Origin of the sequence: Chitinophaga tropicalis, assembly GCF_009758205.1 — a bacterium.
Classification (GTDB): Bacteria; Bacteroidota; Bacteroidia; order Chitinophagales; family Chitinophagaceae; genus Chitinophaga; species Chitinophaga tropicalis.
Window position 1 is genome coordinate 13726 of sequence record NZ_WRXN01000011.1, and the last position, 20504, is coordinate 34229.

The 20504-nt window shown below is 45.7% G+C and carries 18 protein-coding genes and 5 tRNA genes; 3 read left to right on the forward strand and 20 right to left on the reverse strand.

Features of this window, described 5'->3' with window-relative positions; translation table 11 throughout:
* Positions 1–72: 72 nt before the first annotated feature.
* The 8 genes from GO493_RS21695 to rplK all read right to left on the reverse strand — a co-directional run bounded on the left by GO493_RS21695 (position 73) and on the right by rplK (position 12282).
* Positions 73–690 (reverse strand): OmpH family outer membrane protein, encoded by a 618-nt coding sequence (locus GO493_RS21695; RefSeq protein WP_198315794.1) that lies wholly within the window; start codon positions 688–690, stop codon positions 73–75.
* A 118-nt stretch (positions 691–808) separates the two neighbouring features.
* Complete coding sequence (locus GO493_RS21700; RefSeq protein WP_157308340.1) at positions 809–1525, reverse strand: DUF4397 domain-containing protein; 717 nt, start codon at positions 1523–1525, stop codon at positions 809–811.
* A 99-nt stretch (positions 1526–1624) separates the two neighbouring features.
* Positions 1625–5920 (reverse strand): DNA-directed RNA polymerase subunit beta', encoded by a 4296-nt coding sequence (rpoC, locus tag GO493_RS21705; RefSeq protein ID WP_157308341.1) that lies wholly within the window; start codon positions 5918–5920, stop codon positions 1625–1627.
* Positions 5921–6043: 123 nt separating this feature from the next.
* A complete protein-coding gene (rpoB, locus tag GO493_RS21710; protein WP_157308342.1) occupies positions 6044–9853 on the reverse strand; it encodes a DNA-directed RNA polymerase subunit beta in 3810 nt (1269 codons plus the stop codon).
* Positions 9854–10099: 246 nt separating this feature from the next.
* Positions 10100–10474 carry a 50S ribosomal protein L7/L12 gene (gene rplL / locus GO493_RS21715; protein ID WP_157308343.1) on the reverse strand — a complete coding sequence of 125 codons (375 nt, stop codon included), beginning with the start codon at positions 10472–10474 and terminating at the stop codon, positions 10100–10102.
* 66 nt (positions 10475–10540) lie between these two features.
* Complete coding sequence (gene rplJ, locus GO493_RS21720; RefSeq protein WP_157308344.1) at positions 10541–11062, reverse strand: 50S ribosomal protein L10; 522 nt, start codon at positions 11060–11062, stop codon at positions 10541–10543.
* Positions 11063–11101: 39 nt separating this feature from the next.
* A complete protein-coding gene (gene rplA / locus GO493_RS21725) occupies positions 11102–11791 on the reverse strand; it encodes a 50S ribosomal protein L1 (RefSeq protein WP_157308345.1) in 690 nt (229 codons plus the stop codon).
* 47 nt (positions 11792–11838) lie between these two features.
* A complete protein-coding gene (gene rplK / locus GO493_RS21730) occupies positions 11839–12282 on the reverse strand; it encodes a 50S ribosomal protein L11 (protein ID WP_157308346.1) in 444 nt (147 codons plus the stop codon).
* A 354-nt stretch (positions 12283–12636) separates the two neighbouring features.
* Here rplK and GO493_RS21735 point away from each other — a divergent pair, with 354 nt between their 5' ends.
* Positions 12637–13206, forward strand: coding sequence for a DUF1579 domain-containing protein (locus GO493_RS21735; RefSeq protein ID WP_157308347.1), 570 nt, complete (start codon positions 12637–12639; stop codon positions 13204–13206).
* 89 nt (positions 13207–13295) lie between these two features.
* On the opposite strand, the gene nusG is transcribed toward GO493_RS21735, so the two are convergent.
* The 11 genes from nusG to rpsU form a co-directional block, all read right to left on the reverse strand.
* Positions 13296–13889, reverse strand: a complete 594-nt coding sequence (gene nusG / locus GO493_RS21740; RefSeq protein WP_110054791.1) for a transcription termination/antitermination protein NusG — start codon at positions 13887–13889, stop codon at positions 13296–13298.
* A gap of 2 nt (positions 13890–13891) precedes the next feature.
* On the reverse strand, positions 13892–14083 hold the full coding sequence (gene secE / locus GO493_RS21745; protein WP_157308348.1) for a preprotein translocase subunit SecE: 192 nt from the start codon (positions 14081–14083) through the stop codon (positions 13892–13894).
* Between the two features lie 66 nt (positions 14084–14149).
* Positions 14150–14220, reverse strand: a tRNA-Trp gene (locus GO493_RS21750).
* A gap of 115 nt (positions 14221–14335) precedes the next feature.
* Positions 14336–15523 (reverse strand): elongation factor Tu, encoded by a 1188-nt coding sequence (gene tuf / locus GO493_RS21755; RefSeq protein WP_157308349.1) that lies wholly within the window; start codon positions 15521–15523, stop codon positions 14336–14338.
* 176 nt (positions 15524–15699) lie between these two features.
* Positions 15700–15771 (reverse strand) — tRNA-Thr (locus GO493_RS21760).
* Positions 15772–15841: 70 nt separating this feature from the next.
* Positions 15842–15914, reverse strand: a tRNA-Gly gene (locus GO493_RS21765).
* 109 nt (positions 15915–16023) lie between these two features.
* A tRNA-Tyr gene (locus tag GO493_RS21770) sits at positions 16024–16104 on the reverse strand.
* Between the two features lie 67 nt (positions 16105–16171).
* Positions 16172–16245 (reverse strand) — tRNA-Thr (locus GO493_RS21775).
* A gap of 227 nt (positions 16246–16472) precedes the next feature.
* Positions 16473–16772, reverse strand: a complete 300-nt coding sequence (locus GO493_RS21780) for an HPF/RaiA family ribosome-associated protein (protein ID WP_157308350.1) — start codon at positions 16770–16772, stop codon at positions 16473–16475.
* 238 nt (positions 16773–17010) lie between these two features.
* A complete protein-coding gene (locus GO493_RS21785) occupies positions 17011–17955 on the reverse strand; it encodes a tyrosine-type recombinase/integrase (RefSeq protein WP_157308351.1) in 945 nt (314 codons plus the stop codon).
* An 81-nt stretch (positions 17956–18036) separates the two neighbouring features.
* Complete coding sequence (gene rpsU, locus GO493_RS21790; protein WP_157308352.1) at positions 18037–18234, reverse strand: 30S ribosomal protein S21; 198 nt, start codon at positions 18232–18234, stop codon at positions 18037–18039.
* A 205-nt stretch (positions 18235–18439) separates the two neighbouring features.
* Between rpsU and GO493_RS21795 the strand changes: the two genes are divergently transcribed.
* The gene (locus GO493_RS21795; RefSeq protein ID WP_157308353.1) at positions 18440–19030 is read left to right on the forward strand and encodes a riboflavin synthase; all 591 of its coding nucleotides are present in this window, start codon (positions 18440–18442) and stop codon (positions 19028–19030) included.
* Positions 19031–19045: 15 nt separating this feature from the next.
* Positions 19046–20050 (forward strand): NAD(P)H-dependent flavin oxidoreductase, encoded by a 1005-nt coding sequence (locus GO493_RS21800; RefSeq protein ID WP_157308354.1) that lies wholly within the window; start codon positions 19046–19048, stop codon positions 20048–20050.
* A gap of 1 nt (position 20051) precedes the next feature.
* Here the strand turns inward: GO493_RS21800 and GO493_RS21805 are convergent, their stop codons facing one another.
* Entirely contained in the window at positions 20052–20450 is a 399-nt protein-coding gene (locus GO493_RS21805) for a DUF6157 family protein (RefSeq protein ID WP_157308355.1), read from the reverse strand.
* Between the last annotated feature and the right edge of the window lie 54 nt (positions 20451–20504).

Here is a 20504-nt window from a genome sequence, read left to right on the forward strand (position 1 = left end):
AAATCCCGCCTCATTACCATGAGACGGGATTCCAAGATATATTATTTTTTAATGTTTTTGCTATAGCAACTATTATTTTTTCTCGCCGCTGGCCGCATTAGCCTCGTTAAGACCCTTAATTACTTCAGTAGTAATATCATACTTAGCGTCTTTGTATAAAACATTGCTGGCGCCTGTACGGTAAGAAAGGATGTAAGCATAACGTTTGTCGCTGTTATACTTCTCCAGGAAATCATTCAGCCTTTTCTGCAGCTCTTCATTGAACTTATTCTCCTGCTCAGCATACTGAGAACGCATATTCTGGGCTTTACCCTCCAGCTGCTGCTGTTTGTTATATAGCGTACGCTGTGCAGCTTCTCCTTCTGCCTGGGTCATACCGTTAGCCTTACGTTGAAAATCAGCAGCTTCATTCTGTAACGCACGTACATTTGCCTGTAGCTCATTATCAATAGCCTGCTGTTTCTTTTCCAGTTCCGCTTTCTTTTCTTTAAAATATTGGTAGTGAGCTTCTACAGTATCGATATCCACGTAAGCAATGATAAACCCTTTATTTTCAGCAGTACCACCACCTGCACTGGCAGCCGGTGCATTCGTATTCCCCTGTTTGCCTGATTGCTGACAAGCAATAAATGTTCCGGCTATCAATGCCGCAAATAATCCGATTTTCACAATTGATTTACTGGTGCGCATGTTGGTAGGTGGACTTTTTAATATCCTTAATAAATACATTTTTAAAATTGAACGGCTAAAATAAGGTTTTTACACGATTATACTTAGCTCCCGGCTATCTTAACAACACTTTCACATTTTATTTCTCATGTATGAATGTTGCCAGCTTAAAGCTGTCTGCTACAAAGGCATTTCCATAGGCAATAATACTGTAGCTTTTCTGATCTTCTACGGTCAGCTGAGCACTGTTGTTATAAAGGAAATTGCTGTCTGAAACGATCTTAATGGAAGAACCGGCCCAACGTATATTCTGCTCACGAGTGCCCGCAGGTACCTCAACAAATGGAGTAGCCGCCAGGTAATTCATGTTCTGAAAACGCCTGGTGCTGTCTATGTAATAATCCATCAAAAGCTGCTGGGTACCACTTGAATAATAGCTGTCACTCAGGTCTACTACTTTGATCCTGCCATAGCCTGCTGTGGCCTTCTGAAGTTTGTCCTCCACCAGCAATAATTGCAAAACATTATTATGGTTCTTTGAAAGATATACAGAATAATAATGGTCATTACGGAGGCTGACCTGCCCTCCCCCTATCAGCGTAGTATGATCGCCTGCAGCATAGATATAAAGCGTATACCGTTTTGCCTCGAATGAATGATAACCGGTAGCTTCACCATAGCCAATACCAGTACCTATACTGCTTGTATCTACTTCCACATCATACGATACTCCGGGTACGGCCGAGAAGAAATTGATATAAGAGGCGGTTTCAGGAATGGAACTGTCACTATCCTTACTGCAGGATATCACCCCTGTTATTATTACTGCCAATGCTAAAATGATCCTTTGCTTCATACTGGGTTCCGGTAGTTTAAAATTGCCGGAAAGTTACACGTAAAAAAAATGTCCCGGCACAAGGCCGGGACATTTTTTTATACATGAATATGTTCAGAACTATTCTTCTTCGTCAAACTGGAACACTTCTTTGGAAGAGGCCAGGATGTCGTATTCTTCTTTGGAACCAACGATCATGTTCTCGAACTCACGCAGACCTGTACCTGCAGGTATCAGGTGACCGGTGATCACATTCTCTTTCAGACCAAGCATGTCATCTGTTTTACCGTTGATGGCTGCAGAAGACAGTACTTTGGTTGTTTCCTGGAAGGATGCAGCAGAGATCCAGCTGTGAGTACCCAGTGAAGCCTTGGTAATACCTTGCAGCAGCGGGCTTGATGTAGCCGGTCTTGCGTCACGGTATTCAACCAGTTTTCTGTCAGAACGGCGCAGGAGAGAGTTTTCTTCCCTTACCTGTCGCAGTGTAACGATCTGGCCGGCTTTCAGGATACCGGATTCACCGGCTTCTGTAACAACCTTCTTGTCAAAAATATGATCGTTCTCTTCGAAGAACTCGAATTTATCCACAGTATCGCCTTCCAGGAAGCGGGTATCTCCAGGATCTTCGATGTTCACCTTACGCATCATCTGGCGTACAATCACCTCAATGTGCTTATCGTTGATCTTCACACCCTGTAAGCGGTATACTTCCTGGATCTCGTTCACCAGGTATTCCTGTACGGCAAACGGACCTTTAATAGAGAGGATATCTGCAGGAGTGATAGAACCATCAGACAATGCAGTACCAGCTTTCACGAAGTCACCGTCCTGTACCAGGATATGACGTGTCAGCGGAACCAGGTACTTCTTGATATGACTTTCACGGCTTTCGATGATGATCTCACGGTTACCACGTTTGATGTTACCGAAGGTTACCACACCATCAATTTCAGATACGATGGCAGGGTTGCTTGGGTTACGTGCTTCAAACAGCTCGGTTACACGTGGCAGACCACCCGTGATATCGCGCAGTTTACCTAACACACGTGGTATCTTCACAATTACCTGACCAGCTCTCACACTTTCACCTTCTTCTATCACGATATGTGAACCTACTGGTAAGTTGTAAGATTTCACCTCTTTATTACCATCCACGAAGATGGAAGGGATCTTGTTCTTGTCTTTGGTTTCGATAACCACTTTCTCACGGTGACCGGTCTGCTCGTCAGCCTCTTCACGGAAGGTGATACCTTCTATGATGCTGTCAAAGCGGATATTACCGGCAATCTCAGAAACGATAACGGCGTTGTAAGGGTCCCACGTACAGATCATGTCACCTTTTGCCACTTTCTGTCCGTCTTTCACCAGCAATGTAGAACCGTAAGGTATGTTGTTGGTGATCAGCAGACGGTCGTTCTTGATATCCATGATACGAAGCTCACCTGTACGGCCAATTACCACCTGTACTTTCTCACCTTCGTTGTTCTCGTATGTAGTGGTTCTCAGACCATCGAACTGGATAGTACCATCAAATTTAGCCTGCAGGCCGGTATCCACTGAAGTAGAACCAGCCACACCACCTACGTGGAACGTACGCAGTGTCAGCTGTGTACCAGGCTCACCGATAGACTGTGCAGCAATGATACCTACTGCATCACCACGCTGTGTCACATAACCGGTTGCCAGGTTCTTACCGTAACATTTCACACACACACCTCTGCGGCTTTCGCAGGTCAGTACAGAACGGATCTCTACGGTATCGATAGCGCTGTTCTCAATACGATGAGCAATATCTTCTGTGATGAGGGAACCTGCTTCCACGATCAGTTCCTCTGTATGAGGATCAAATACGTCATGCAGGGAAGTACGGCCAAGTATACGGTCGTACAGTGGTTCTACCACTTCCTCGTTATCTTTCAGTGCAGAAGTTGCAATACCGCGCAGGGTTCCGCAATCTTCCTCGTTAATTACCACATCCTGTGCTACGTCCACCAGACGACGGGTCAGGTAACCCGCATCCGCCGTTTTCAGTGCCGTATCCGCAAGACCCTTACGGGCACCGTGTGTAGAGATGAAGTATTCCAATACGTTCAGACCATCTTTAAAGTTGGACAGGATCGGGTTCTCAATGATCTCTGAACCGGTAGATCCACTCTTACGCGGTTTAGCCATCAGACCCCTTAAACCAGCCAGCTGTTTGATCTGCTGTTTGGAACCACGCGCACCGGAGTCAAGCATCATGTACACAGAGTTGAAGCCCTGTTTATCATTTGCCAGCTCACGGATCAGCGTTTCAGTTACTTTGGTATCCACACGAGACCATATATCGATGATCTGGTTATAACGTTCGTTATTCGTGATCAGCCCCATGTTATAGTTATCCCATACTTCATCAACTTCACCGGCAGCGCCGTCGATCATATGCTGTTTTACTTCAGGGATGATCAGGTCATTGATGTTGAAGGACAATCCACCACGGAAGGCCGTACGGAAACCAAGCTGTTTGATATCATCCAGGAACTTCGCAGTTTTCGGGATGTCAGTATACTTGATAATGTCACCGATGATCTCACGCAGGGATTTCTTGGTCAGCAGGGCGTTCACATAACCAGCTTCTTTAGGAACGAACTGGTTAAAGATCACACGGCCTACGGTTGTTTCGATCAGTTTGGTTACCAACTCATCTTTCTCATTACGAACAGTTGCTCTTACGCGGATGTTCGCATGCAGGTTTACTCTCTCCTCGTTATAAGCGATGATCACCTCTTCGGCAGAATAGAATGCCTTGCCTTCACCTGCAACTTTTTCAGTTTCAGTTGATTTACGGCCTTTGGTGATGTAGTACAGACCCAATACCATGTCCTGTGAAGGCAGGGTGATAGGAGTACCGTTCTGAGGGTTGAGGATGTTGTGTGAAGACAGCATCAGCAGCTGTGCTTCCAGTATCGCGGCATTGCTCAGCGGTACGTGCACGGCCATCTGGTCACCGTCAAAGTCGGCGTTGAACGCAGAACACACCAGCGGGTGAAGCTGGATCGCTTTACCTTCCACCAGCTTAGGCTGGAACGCCTGAATAGACAGACGGTGCAGGGTCGGAGCACGGTTAAGCATTACAGGGTGTCCTTTCAGTACGTTTTCCAGGATGTCCCATACTACCGCTTCCTTCCTGTCTACCAGTTTTTTTGCTGATTTTACAGTTTTAACGATACCTCTTTCTATCAGTTTGCGGATGATAAACGGTTTGAATAACTCAGCCGCCATATCTTTTGGCAAACCACACTCATGCAGTTTCAGTTCAGGACCAACCACGATAACGGAACGACCAGAGTAGTCAACACGTTTACCAAGGAGGTTCTGACGGAAACGGCCTTGTTTACCTTTCAGTACGTCTGACAGTGATTTCAGGGCACGACCACCTTCAGCTTTCACCGCATTTGATTTACGGGAGTTGTCAAACAGTGAGTCTACCGCTTCCTGCAGCATACGTTTTTCGTTACGCAGAATCACTTCCGGCGCCTTGATCTCGATCAGGCGTTTCAGACGGTTGTTACGGATAATTACCCTGCGGTACAGGTCGTTCAGGTCAGAAGACGCGAAACGGCCACCATCCAGCGGCACTAACGGACGCAGTTCAGGTGGTACAACCGGGATATATTGCATTACCATCCATTCAGGACGGTTCTCAACACGGCCATTTGCTTCACGGAAAGCTTCCACTACGCTCAGGCGTTTCAGCGCTTCCGCTTTACGTTGCTGGCTGGTTTCAGTTGCAGCCTGGTTACGCAGCTGGTAAGAAAGGCTATCCAGGTCTATCCTGGCCAGCATCATTTCTACCGCTTCCGCACCCATTTTAGCAATGAACTTGTTCGGATCTTCGTCAGGCAACAGCTGGTTGTCTTTCGGAAGGGTGTCCAGTATGTCGAGATATTCTTCTTCAGTTAACAGATCGCCATAGTTCAGGCCTTTCTCCTGTTTGGCGCCTGCCTGTATGATCACGTACCTTTCATAGTAAACGATGGTCTCCAGTTTCTTGGAGCTCATTCCCAGCAGGTAACCGATCTTATTAGGCAATGATTTGAAATACCAGATATGTACAACAGGTACTACCAGACGGATATGACCCATTCTTTCACGGCGTACCTTTTTCTCTGTTACTTCCACACCGCAACGGTCGCACACGATACCCTTGTAACGGATACGCTTATATTTTCCGCAATAGCACTCATAGTCCTTTACGGGGCCGAATATCCTTTCACAGAATAAACCATCACGCTCCGGTTTATAAGTACGGTAGTTGATAGTTTCCGGCTTCAGCACTTCCCCGTAAGAGCGCTCCAGGATTGAATCCGGAGAAGCCAGACTGATGGTAATGCTGCTAAAGTTTGATTTAGGACGATTTTCTTTCTTGATGGCCATTGTATGTTGTTTAAAGAAAATTCACATGTGATGCAAGTCCGGAGGACTCCCCTCTTAACTGTCTATGGCCCATACCCCACAGCGTTCTGCTATGGGGAATGGACCATCGACTATGGACTAATTTTAATCGAATTTCAAATCCAGACCCAGACCACGGAGTTCATGTATCAATACATTGAAGGACTCCGGTACGCCTGCCTTCGGTATGTTATCGCCTTTAACGATAGATTCATAAGCTTTGGCACGGCCCACAATGTCATCTGACTTAATGGTTAACAGCTCCTGCAGGATGTTGGATGCACCGTATGCTTCCAGTGCCCACACCTCCATCTCACCGAAACGCTGACCACCGAACTGGGCTTTACCACCCAATGGCTGCTGAGTAATGAGACTGTACGGTCCGATAGAACGGGCGTGCATCTTATCATCAACCATGTGGCTCAGCTTAAGCATGTAGATAACACCCACGGTAGCTTTCTGGTGGAAACGCTCTCCGGTTTCGCCATCATACAGGTAAGTATGGCCGAAGCTTGGCAGACCTGCTTCGTCAATATAATTAGCTATTTCTTCTGTAGTAGCACCATCAAAGATAGGAGTAGCAAATCTCACCCCTAACTTCAGACCTGCCCAACCCAGTACTGTTTCGTAGATCTGACCAAGGTTCATACGGGAAGGTACGCCCAGTGGATTCAGTACGATATCTACCGGTGTACCGTCTTCCAGGAATGGCATGTCTTCATCACGAACGATCTTCGCAACAATACCCTTGTTACCGTGACGACCCGCCATTTTATCACCTACTTTCAGTTTACGTTTGCTCGCCAGGTAAACTTTCGCCAGTTTCAGTACGCCTGCAGGCAGCTCATCACCAATTGAAATGTTGAACTTCTCACGTTTGTAACGTCCCAGTTCCTCATTGTACTTGATGTTGTAGTTGTGCAGCAGGGTATTGATCTGATCGTTAGTCTGCTCGTCTGTTGTCCAGCCCAGCGGATTCACGTTCTGGAAGTCGATGTTCGCCAGGTTCTTGGAAGAGAACTTGGAACCTTTGGAGATCAATACTTCACCGTAAGTGTTGGTGATACCTGCAGAAGTTTTTTCTTTCAGCAGTGTCAGCAACTTACTCATCAGCACTTCCAGCAGGTCTTCTTCGTTCTTCTGGTGTACTTTTTCCAGTTTCTCCAGCGCCGCTTTTTCACGGGTCTTGGAGTTCTTATCTTTCTTGGCGCGGCTGAACAGTTTTTTGTCGATCACCACACCTTCAGTGCTTGGAGGCGCCTTCAGGGAAGCGTCTTTCGCATCAGAAGCTTTATCACCGAAGATAGCGCGGAGCAGTTTTTCTTCCGGAGAAGGATCAGACTCACCACGAGGAGTGATCTTACCGATCAGGATATCACCTTCCTTGATGTGAGCACCAACACGGATGATACCGTTCTGGTCCAGATCTTTGGTAGCTTCTTCACTTACGTTCGGAATATCCGGGGTGAGCTCTTCTTCACCCAGTTTGGTATCACGAACTTCCAGTTCATATTCGTCAATGTGTATGGAAGTGAAGAGGTCTTCACGGCCTACACGTTCAGAGATTACGATCGCATCCTCGAAGTTGTAACCTTTCCATGGCATGAACGCCACTTTCATGTTACGTCCCAGGGCCAGTTCTCCGCCGCGGGTTGCATAACCTTCGGTCAGGAAGTCACCGAATTCCAGCTGCTGTCCTTTCTTAACGGCAGGACGCAGGTTGATACAGGTGCTCTGGTTGGTTTTAACGAATTTGGTGAGCTGATATACTTTCAGGTCATCTTCAAAAGATACCAGCTTCTGCATTTCGTCACGCTCGTAACGAACATGGATCTCATTGGCATCTACGAATTCAACTACACCACGGCCTTCAGCAGTGATCTGCAGACGGGAGTCGCGCGCTGCTTTACCTTCCAGACCAGTACCTACAATAGGCACCTGGGGGTTGATCAGCGGAACAGCCTGACGTTGCATGTTTGATCCCATCAACGCACGGTTGGCGTCATCATGTTCCAGGAACGGGATCAGGGAAGCGCTCAAACCAACGATCTGGTTAGGAGCAACGTCCATATATTCTACTTCACTTCTGTCAAGAATAGGGAAGTCACCGGTTTCACGGGATTTCACCTTATCATTCAGGAAGTTACCGACTTCGTCAAGAGGAGCGTTTGCCTGGGCTATTTTTACAGAATCTTCTTCTTCAGCGCTCAGGAACTGCACTTTCTCCATATCTACTTTACCATCATTCACCTTACGGTAAGGAGTTTCGATAAAGCCCATGTCGTTCACTTTTGCGTGTACGCAAAGGGTAGAGATCAGACCGATGTTCGGACCTTCCGGAGTTTCGATGGTACACAGACGGCCATAGTGGCTGTAGTGTACGTCACGCACCTCGAAACCTGCTCTTTCACGGCTCAGGCCACCGGGTCCGAGAGCGGAGATACGACGCTTGTGCGTGATCTCTGACAGCGGGTTTGTCTGGTCCAGGAACTGGCTCAGCTGGCTGGTACCGAAGAAGGAGTTGATCACAGAAGACAGGGTCCTGGCGTTGATCAGGTCTACCGGGGTGAACACCTCGTTATCACGTACGTTCATTCTTTCGCGGATGGTACGGGCCATACGGGCCAGACCTACGCCGAACTGAGCATACAGCTGTTCACCTACGGTACGTACCCTACGGTTGCTCAGGTGATCGATATCATCGATCTCTGCCTTACTGTTGGTCAGTTGTACCAGGTATTTAATGATTGCAATAATGTCTTCTTTGGTAAGAACTTTCATGTCCAGCGGAGTAGGCAGACCCAGTTTCCTGTTGATCTTGTAACGGCCTACATCTCCGAGGTCATAACGCTTGTCAGAGAAGAACAATTTATCGATGATACCCCTTGCTGTTTCATCATCCGGCGCATCGGCACCACGCAACTGGCGGTAGATGTGCTGAACGGCTTCCAGCTCGGAGTTGGATGTATCTTTATTTAAGGTATTGTAGATGATAGAGAAGTCGCCGCTCACCTCTTCTTTCTGCACAAACACGCTCTTCACGCCCATATCCACGATGGTCTCTATGTTAGCCTCATCGAGGATGCTGTCACGTTCCAGCATGATCTCATTACGCTCAATGCTCACTACCTCGCCGGTATCCTCATCCACGAAATCCTCCACCCAGCTCCTGAGTACGCGTGCACCCAGTTTTTTACCGGCATATTTCTCCAGGCTCTTCTTATCCGCTTTTACTTCGTCAGCCATTCCAAACAGCTGCAGGATGTCTTTATCTGTCTCGTACCCGATAGCACGTAACAGGGTAGTAACCGGGAATTTCTTCTTACGGTCGATGTACGCATACATCACGTTGTTAATGTCGGTTGCAAACTCCATCCATGCGCCCTTGAACGGGATCACCCTTGCAGAGTAGATCTTGGTTCCGTTGGGATGTATGGATTGTCCGAAGAATACACCAGGAGAACGGTGCAGCTGTGAAACTACCACGCGTTCAGCGCCGTTGATCACGAAAGTACCTCTGGGCGTCATGTAGGGTATATTCCCAAGGAATACGTCCTGCACAATGGTCTGGAAGTCTACGTGCTCCTCATCATTACAGCTCAGGCGTAATTTAGCCTTCAGCGGTACAGAATAGGTAAGCCCACGTTCAATACATTCCTCTATGGTATATCGCGGAGGGTCTACAAAGTAGTCCAGAAACTCCAGATTAAAGATATTGCGTGTATCAGTTATCGGGAAGTTCTCCTTGAATACTTTAAAAAGGCCTTCATTGTTACGTTTGTCTGGTGTGGTTTCTAACTGGAAGAAATCCTTGAAAGATTGTATTTGGATAGCCAACAGATCCGGTGTCTCAGTAACTTGTTTGATCTTTCCAAAATTTACTCTTTCGTTTGTTTGGGCTTTTTTTAGAGACATATTCGAAGTTAGCAGTTATATTAACTTATATAATATTGTGAAGTAAATCACAACATAAATCGGGGAAATTAAGACATCTTTGCCAAATACCCTCAAAAATTTCTGTCTTCTCTGTTTTGTCAAAATCCACCGACCTGGTGATTCCCCCTTTTTGACTCTCCGAAAAGACACTTTCCCAAAGGGAAGAAGGCCAAAAGTGCCGGAAGCACTTTTGACCTTTATAAAGAGGTATCCTTAAGCAAAGAATTACTGAATTTCAACTTCAGCACCAGCTTCAGTCAGCTTAGCCTTCAGATCTTCAGCTTCTGCTTTGCTAACGCCTTCTTTCAGTGGTTTCGGAGCACCGTCAACCAGTTCTTTGGCTTCTTTCAGACCAAGACCAGTCAGATCTTTAACGATCTTAACCACGTTCAGTTTGCTGGCACCTGCATTTTTCAGGATAACGTTGAAGGCTGTCTTTTCTTCAGCAGCAGCAGCGCCACCACCGTCGCCAGCAGCTACAACAACTGCAGCAGCAGCTGGTTCAATACCGTATTCGCTTTTCAGGAAATCGGCCAGTTCTTGTACTTCCTTAACAGTTAAACCTACTAATTGTTCGGCTAATGCTTTAACGTCTGCCATTGTATAATGTTTTAGATGATTTTAAAGATTGTAATAATTTATATTGTGACTTGGAAGCCAGTGTAATTACTCGGCTGCAGGAGCTTCTGCGCCTTCTTTCTTGCCTTTTTCCAGCAAAGCAGCGATAACGCGTTTTGCAGGAGACTGCAACAGACCGATAACATCTCCGATGAGCTCGTTCTTGGTTTTGATCTTCACCAGGTTAGCCAGCTGAGCGTCGCCGGTGTAGATTTCATCACCGATGAAAGCAGCTTTCAGTTCTGGTTTTTCTGTTTTCTTGTTGTCCTTACGGAAAGAAGAAATGATCACAGCCGGCTCTTTAGGACTGTCAGAGAACATCAGGGCAGTAACACCGTTCAGGGCGTCAAATACACCTGCATATTTCTCGCTGTCCAGAGATTCCAGTGCCTTGCGGATCAGGGTGTTCTTAGCCACCTTCATTTCCACGTTCTTATCGAAACAAACCCTTCTCAGGTTGTTCACCTGTGCAACGGTCAGAGACTCGGTGTTGGTGATGTAGAAGTTATTATATTGAGTGAACTTACTTTTCAGCAGCTCAATCACTTCATTTTTTTGATCTTTGTTCATAGCTTTTCTCAGTTTGTTGATCTGCCGGGTGGCTAATCATTAGTTTTGAACAGATTTTGTATCTACTGTCAGGCTAGGGCTCATTGTGCTGGCCATAGACAGTCCTTTCAGGTAAGTACCTTTTGCAGTAGCTGGTTTCAGCTTGATGATCGCATTGATCAGCTCCTGTGAGTTCTGTTCGATCTTCTCAGGTGCAAAAGAGATACGGCCAATAGAAGCGTGGATAATACCAGCTTTATCTACCTTGAAAGTGATCTTACCACCTTTAACCTCGTTAACAGCGGCTGCCACATCATTGGTAACAGTACCTGTTTTAGGGTTTGGCATCAGGTTACGGGGACCGAGGATCTTACCCAGCTTACCTATTTTAGGCATCACAGCCGGAGTAGCTACGATCACATCAATATCAGTCCATCCACCTTCGATCTTCTGGATAAATTCGTCCAGACCAACATGATCTGCTCCTGCTTCTTTTGCTGCAGCTTCCTTATCAGGAGTGCAAAGAACCAGTACGCGTTTAGTTTTACCAGTACCGTGGGGAAGCGTTACGGAACCACGGATAGCCTGGTCTGCTTTCTTGGGATCTACGCCCAGACGGATATGTAAATCGACAGAGCTGTCAAATTTAGTGCAGTTAATATCTTTTACAAGAGCGGAAGCTTCTTTCAGGCTGTATACCTTGTTCTTGTCCACCTTTGTATCGGCTGCTTTTCTTTTCTTAGTTGCCATTGCAAAATGTTTTAAAAAGTTAACCTGCGTTCAACAGGGTGACACAATTAATTGCCCCAGGGAGCGTTACCATCTACAGTAATACCCATAGAACGGGCAGTACCAGCTACCATTTTCATGGCGCTTTCTTTGGTGAAGCAGTTCAGGTCAGCCATCTTGTCTGTAGCTATAGCTTCAACCTGTGCCCAGGTAACCTTACCAACCTTGTTACGGTTAGGCTCTTTGGAACCACTCTGCAATTTGGCAGCTTCCAGCAACTGAACAGCAGCAGGAGGCGTCTTAATTACGAAATCAAAAGACTTGTCAGTGTAAACGGTCAGCAACACAGGCAATACTTTACCCATTTTATCCTGGGTACGGGCATTGAACTGCTTGCAGAACTCCATGATGTTCACACCTTTGGAACCCAGGGCGGGACCAATAGGAGGTGCAGGATTGGCCTGGCCGCCTTTCACCTGCAATTTCACGTACGTAGCGATCTCTTTTGCCATGTTATAAAGTTTAATTTGGTTAAAACGTCCCCACCAGCGGTCAGGACTCCCAAAACTAAAAGGAGAAAATTTACCTTTTAAAGGGGATGCAAAGGTATATAATAATATATTAACTCTCAAAAAGAATTTGCTTTTGGGCATTCTTTTTGATGTCAGGGGAGAAATTTTACAATTCTATTGCAAAACTATTTTATCTTATCGGTTGGGTTAACTCATCGGCACAGGGTTGGACAAATCTAATTTAATTTAATGAAATTTCCATGCCGGATAACCTGTTAAAAAATTTTAAACTGTCCTCTCCCCTTCAACCTTCTATTTCCTGAAACGTTATCATTACATAAAACTCCACCATTTATGAAACGTCTATTGTTACTCTCAGCCACTATTGGCATGCTACTACTCCAAAATCCCGCCAAAGCCCAGTCTGAGCAGGAAAAAGCCTGGATGAACTATATGACCCCGGGCGAAATTCATCAGAAAATAGCACAATGTGACGGGGAATGGTCTTTCGATATGACCATGTGGATGGACCCCAACGCCGCTCCAACCACAGCCACAGGCTCCACCGTTAACAGGATGATCCTGGGCGGCCGCTACCAGGAATCCGTCCACAAAAGTACCATGATGGGAATGCCCTTTGAAGGACACGGCCTTTTAGCCTATGACAATGCGAAAAAAATATTCCAGAGCAGCTGGATAGATAACATGGGAACCGGTATCATGAATATGGAAGGAACCTGGGATGAAGCAACCAAATCCATCACCTTCAACGGTAACTCAGTAGATCCCACCACCGGTAAAGACATGAAAATGAAAGAGATCTTTACCATCGTAGACGATAACCATCACACCATGCAGATGTACATGGACCATGAAGGCAAAGAATTCAAAACCATGGAGATCAAATTCACACGTAAAATGTGATAACCCTCAAAATACTGATGTGTCAGCTTAAAATAAAAAACCGTCCCCCTTTTAGGCGGACGGTTTTTATATAAACTTTCCTGAAATAGTTAGCTGATCTTTTCTACCTGCATAAAATTCAGTTCTACAGGAGTGGCACGACCAAAGATCTTTACCGTCACTTTCAGCTTCTTCTTGTCTTCTATCACCTCTTCGATGATACCGTTGAAGTCGTTGAAAGGCCCGTCTATGATCTTGATGGTTTCCCCTACAATGAAAGGCTCGCTCATGGTCAGTCCGTTATCAGACATTTCATCAACTTTACCTAACATCTTATTTACTTCTGCCTTGCGCAGCGCAATGGGTTTATCTTTACCCAGGAAGTGAATAACGCCTGATACATTGCGGATAGACTGGATCACCTCATCGGTCATTTTACCATCTATCGCCTCGATCATCACGTAACCCGGATAAAAGTTCTTTTCGCGCATCACTTTTTTACCTGCCTGAACTTTATATACTTTCTCCACTGGTAAAAATATCTGGGTGATCACGTTGCCCCAATCAGAGCGGCGTACCTCAATATCCAGGTATTCCTTTACCTTCTTTTCTTTACCACTCACTACGCGCAGTACATACCATTTGGTATCCTGGGTGGGAATGTTTGTTTCTTCTGCAGGGTTATTGTTGGATGCATCCATCATTATTAGAACATTTTATAGTACTGTGTTAACACAAGATGAGAAAGAGCGTCCATGCCCCATACGAGTGCCGTAATAACAACAGTGGCGATTAAAACAATCATAGTAGAAGACTGCAGCTCTTGCCAGGTAGGCCAGGATACTTTATGCACCAGCTCGTGATAGGACTCCCGGAAGTAATTTCTAACCTTATTCATATGGTATGTAAGATTAACCGTTTGAAAACATGAAAGGTGAAAAGGTAAACTTTTCACCATTTGTAGCACGGGCAATAGGATTCGAACCCATATCAAAGGTTTTGGAGACCTCTATTCTACCATTGAACTATGCCCGTATGAAAGACCATTAGCTTTGAACTTTTCACTACCTGGTAAACAAATTTACAAAAATTAAATTTATTCACGGCGGGTAATCAGCTAATCGCTAATGGCCTTTATTAGATAAAGCGATTATTTGATAATCTCAGTAACCTGACCAGCGCCTACGGTACGGCCACCTTCGCGGATAGCGAATTTCAGACCTTTTTCCATAGCGATCGGAGCGATCAGTTTAACTGTCAGGGAGATGTTATCACCTGGCATAACCATTTCAACACCTGCCGGTAATTCCACTTCACCAGTAACGTCAGTTGTACGGAAGTAGAACTGAGGACGGTATTTCTGGAAGAACGGAGTGTGACGGCCACCTTCTTCTTTGCTCAGTACGTAAACTTCGCATTTGAATTCAGTGTGCGGAGTGATAGTACCTGGCTTAGTGATAACCATACCACGGCGGATCTGAGCTTTCTCAATACCACGCAGCAGCAGACCAGCATTGTCACCAGCTTCACCTTCGTCGAGCAGTTTTTTGAACATTTCAACACCTGTACAGGTAGAAGTCAGCGGTTTTTCGATCAGACCTACGATTTCAACAGCTTCACCAACTTTGATCTTACCACGCTCAATACGACCGGTAGCAACAGTACCACGACCAGTGATAGAGAATACGTCTTCTACAGACATCAGGAACGGCAGATCAACCGGACGAGGAGGCAGAGGAATGAATTCATCTACAGCAGCCATCAGTTCTTCAACAGCAGCAACCCATTTGTCTTCACCAGCCAGAGCGCCGGTTGCAGAACCCTTGATGATTGGTGTGTTATCACCATCGTAGTTATATTTGCTCAGCAGTTCGCGGATTTCCAGTTCAACCAGTTCCAGCAGCTCAGGATCATCAACCAGGTCAACTTTGTTCATGAACACAACGATACGGGGAACGCCTACCTGACGAGCCAGGAGGATGTGTTCTTTAGTTTGCGGCATCGGACCATCTGTAGCGGCAACCACCAGGATAGCACCATCCATCTGAGCAGCACCAGTGATCATGTTTTTCACATAGTCAGCGTGACCAGGGCAGTCAACGTGCGCGTAGTGGCGGTTAGCTGTCTGGTACTCAACGTGCGCTGTATTGATGGTAATACCTCTTTCTTTTTCTTCAGGAGCCGCATCGATCTCATCATAGCCTTTCTTCTCAGCCAGACCCTTGTTTGCCAAAATTGTAGTAATGGCAGCAGTTAAGGTAGTTTTACCGTGGTCAACGTGGCCGATGGTACCAATGTTTACGTGGGGTTTATCCCGCTTAAAGGTTTCTTTTGCCATTGTATTTTTTTTAGATGGTTTGTAAAGATTGTATTGATAGTTGTTTTAAAAAAACGGTTTTACAAACTTGTACCGCTGATGAGAATTGAACCCATGTCCTCTCCCGGAGCTAACCGGGAACGCTCTTCCACTGAGCTACAACGAAATCCGGATCCCGGACGTTTGGAAATCCGTTGAGCTGTTGATGAGAATTGAACTCACGACCTCTTCCTTACCAAGGAAGTGCTCTACCCCTGAGCTACAACAGCATTGAAAATCTTATTAAAGAACTTTCATCCCATGTAATATCCAGACAAATTTCGAACTGATATTACTATGAGCGGGAGACGAGGTTCGAACCCGCGACCTACAGCTTGGAAGGCTGTCGCTCTACCAACTGAGCTACTCCCGCATTTAAACTTAAATAACCAAAGAACTTATGCCTCTCAATTAAAAGAAATCTCCCTTTAACAGAGAAGTTCCGCCATTGCGGGGAGCAAAAGCGGAACATTTGCACTGTGTGGGCAGGATAGGATTCGAACCTATGAAGTCGAAACAGCGGATTTACAGTCCGCCCCATTTGGCCACTCTGGAACCTGCCCAATCCTAAAACTCCTTCTTCAAAACTTTGTCCGTCCGGACTTCTTTTTTGCTTCGGAATTTTTCCGGAGCCAGCAGAGGGATTCGAACCCCCGACCCACTGATTACAAATCAGTAGCTCTGGCCAACTGAGCTATGCTGGCATACCAAGTATTTATTAAAAGGTATCCGTTAAAGAGGGTGCAAAAATAGAGGATTTTATTTATTCTCAAAATCTTTTTTTCAGCGCCCGGATACAAATTTTTACACTTGTTTCATTTGGCTTAAATGCCCTACAGTAAAGAACTTTACTACCTTTGCCGATCCCTTTTTTCGATCGGGATGGCAAAGGTAGTAAACAGATATTTAATTCCAAAATATTTTTAAGATTTTACTGAAATTTCTTCTCTTTCTGTCGTTTGATCTGGGTAACGACTGAGTCAAAGGCAAGGTCAAAAGACTCTTCGAAGGATTTGGATTCGTGCTTCACGAATAGGTCTTGGCGGGGAATGTGGACTTTAATCTCGGCAATTTTATCTTTAACCTGATGGGCTATTCCATCTAACTTCAAAAAAACCTCAACGCTAATAATCCTGTCATAAAACGTGTTCAATTTCTGGATCTTTTTGCTCACATGATCTATCAGTTTGGAGTCTGCATCAAAGTGTACGGTTTGAATTTGAACGTTCATAGTACTAATTTTTAGTTTTTAACAATCTTGTACATGCTCGTAACATTACGTCCATAGGCTTTCATTAATTTTAATGGTTTTGGATATCGACTAATGCAAGATGTAATACAAAGAACTCATTACTAATTTAATCACTTTTCGACTCTTTTTGATAACCATTTAGTAATATTTTGTTAAAACAGACAAGTGTCATAAACATGCCACCAGCAACCACAAAACCTATGACAATGATCATGTTCTACTCACCTTTAGGATGTGCCTTCCGGTAAGCTTCCCTGAGCTTTTCTATACTATTATGTGTATACACCTGTGTAGATGCAAGACTGGCATGCCCAAGCAATTCCTTGACAGCATTAAGATCAGCTCCATTGTTGGTAAGATGGGTCGCGAACGTATGCCGCAGCACATGCGGGCTCTTTTTACTGATAGTAGTGATCTGATGATGAGTGAGATACCCCTTCACCACATTATAGACATATTCCCGGTATAACTTCTTCCCCGTCCGCGGATTCACCAGTAGCACCTCCCCCCCATACTCCGCCAGCTCCCTCCTGCACGCCGCCATATATTCCCGGATCTGCTCCCTCAACCCACTGCTCACAGGAATGATCCGCTCCTTATTCCCCTTCCCCAGCACCTTAATGGTCAGATTGCTCATATCTACATGCCTCCCCTGCAACGATACAAGCTCAGATACCCTGATCCCCGTATGGTACAGCAATTCAAAAATGAGCCTGTGGGTCATCCCCTGCAGATCTGCCGTAAAAATAGGAGCATCCTCCTGCCCCCTCCGCATACTGCGGTTATCCTCCACAGCCTGCATCCCCTTTTCATCAATAAACCCGGGCAGCCGCTTGCCTATCTTAGGCGCAGTCACCTTCGTCATCGGGGTCTGAGACATCTCCCCCTGCCGTAATGCGTATTTGAAGAATGATTTAAGAGTAGATATCTTGCGGTTAACACTCTTGGCCACTATCCCCTGCTCCATTAACCAGGCCAGCCAGGTACGGACATGAGAATGCGATATGCCCGGAAGAGGCAGATCGCCATATTGGGATTGTATAAAAGTAAAAAATTGGGTAAGGTCCTGCTGATACGCAGCAAATGTATGCGCAGAATAACGCTTTTCTAGCTGGATATATGCAAGGAAACGGGTTGCTACCGGATGTATTACTTCGCTCAACACAAAAAAATTGATGATTGTAAAGTTATATAAAACCTTACAATCATCACATATCTTGCGTGGGTATTCAACCCGACTGGATTAATCGCCTAATTTACCACTAGCCAGCTGCTGCTTGTAAACAGCTTTCAGCACTTCGGTACGACGCTTTACAGATGGTTTTGTGAAAGATTGACGTGACCTGAGTTGCAGCAGGATACGGGCTTTCTCAAATTTCTTTTTGTATTTTTTGAGCGCCTTGTCAATGTTTTCGCAATCTTTAGAATCGATGATCAACATAATTAATACTCCTTTTTTTCAGGAAGGCAAAGATAATACATTGTTTTAAATAAACAAAATGCATTCATTGCCTCTTTTCCGGTAGCGATCAAGTCCATATCATCTCCACATCAAAAGCATGGAAGAAAGCACGTTCCTGGTATATTCCAGGTACGTTTCAGGTATACCAAAAGGATAGTTACCCCAAATTACCTAAATTAGCCCCATGTTTACAGGAATAATAGAATCATTAGGAGAAGTTATCAGCACCCGCAGGGAAGGCACCAATATGGTCATTACCATCAACTCCTCTCTCGCGCCGGAATTAAAAGTAGATCAGAGCGTATCCCACAATGGCGTCTGCCTGACCGTTACCCGCATCCAGGACAATACTTACGACATCGTAGCCGTAGCCGAAACCCTCCAGAAAAGCAATATAGGCCTGCTCACACCCGGCCAGAAAGTGAACCTGGAAAGAGCCATGCTCTTCAACGGCCGCATAGACGGCCACCTGGTACAGGGCCATGTAGACAGCACAGGAGAATGCGTTTCCGTCACCCCGCAAAACGGCAGTTGGGAATTCCGCTTCCGCTACCCGGCCCGGTTCGCTGACCTTATCGTGGAAAAAGGCTCCATCTGCCTCAACGGCATCAGCCTCACCATATATAATGTAACAGATACAGAATTTTCTATTGCCGTTATTCCATATACTTACGAACACACTAACATATCTGCAGTTCAACCCGGCCATACCATCAACCTGGAATTCGATATCCTGGGAAAATATGTGGCCCGGCAGCTGGCAGTCAGATCATAGCTAAAAGATCCACTTATGCACTTAACCTCAGCCCTGGCTATCCGCTACCCGGTCATTATGGCCCCCATGTTCCTTGTCAGCAACGAGAAAATGGTAAAGGCCGCAATGGAAAACGGCATCGCCGGTACATTCCCCTCCCTCAACTACCGTAAAGAAGGAGAACTGAAAGCCGTACTGGACCACCTAAATGAACACAGATCACAGCTACCGCCAGGACTGGGCACCTATGGTGTGAACCTCATCGTACAAAAAACCAACCCGCTTTACCATAAACACCTGCAGGATTGCGTAACTGCCAAAGTACCATTATATATTACTTCCCTGGGCAGCCCAAAAGAAGTCATTGCCGCCGCCCACAGCTACGGCGCAAGAGTACTTTGTGACGTCACCAATCTTCAGCATGCCGAAAAAGCAGCCCAGGCGGGTTGCGACGGATTCATTGCAGTTTGCGCCGGCGCCGGCGGACATGCAGGCCCCTACCCCATGCACATCCTGGTTCCGGCCCTCCAGAAAGCATATCCCGATAAAATACTGGTAGCAGCAGGCGGCATCGCCACAGGAAAACAACTGGCCAGCGCCCTGGTATTAGGCGCTCACGGAGCATCCATAGGCACCCGCTTCATAGCAAGCGAAGAAGCTACCGTAAGCAACGAATACAAAAAAGCCATACTGGATTACGGAATGGAAGATATTGTCCTGACCGAACGGCTCTCCGGTACCCCCTGCAACGTCATCAATACCCCTGCTGCAAAAAAGATCGGTTACAAACAGAACTGGCTGGAAAAACAACTGAATAAAAATGCCAGTACCCGCAAATATTTCAAAATGCTGATACAGCTAAGAGGAATGAAAAAACTGGAACAGGCAGTAAAACCAGGAAATTACCAGCAGTTATGGTCTGCCGGACAAAGCGTTGAAATGGTGGAAGATATCAGCAGCATAGAAACCATCGTGAAAAGATTAATACAGGAACTTGATGAAACATTAGCCCCCTTCCGTATTAACCAACCCTCTTTATAATCTAGACCCTTTTAGACCTCATCCCCTTAACATGTGCCAGTTCCTTACTTTTCAGATACTGCTCATATTCCGCCGATCCTATACCATATATCGCCACTTTCCCCTCAGCATCACAGTGCACTCCCCAACCATACCTTTTTACCAGGGGAGATGCCCTCAGACAAGCCTGCCCCTTTGAAAAAAACTCCTCCCAGGCAGATTTTCCCACATTATTTTTAGTGGCAAATACCTGGAAAATCACATCATCTGATGTAAATCTGTAAGGATGACGACTCATCATATCAAACTGGATATTGGCCGCAGACCGGCTCTCCCCCCTTACCGGAGGAATCTCCGCAGTACCGGCCGGACAATCTTCCGATACTTCAATAAAAGTGTTATAATAATTGGTGGTTTTCATTTCAGATAAAAAAATTAAAATATGGAATGATTTTTTCAGCTTTCCGGTAAAAAT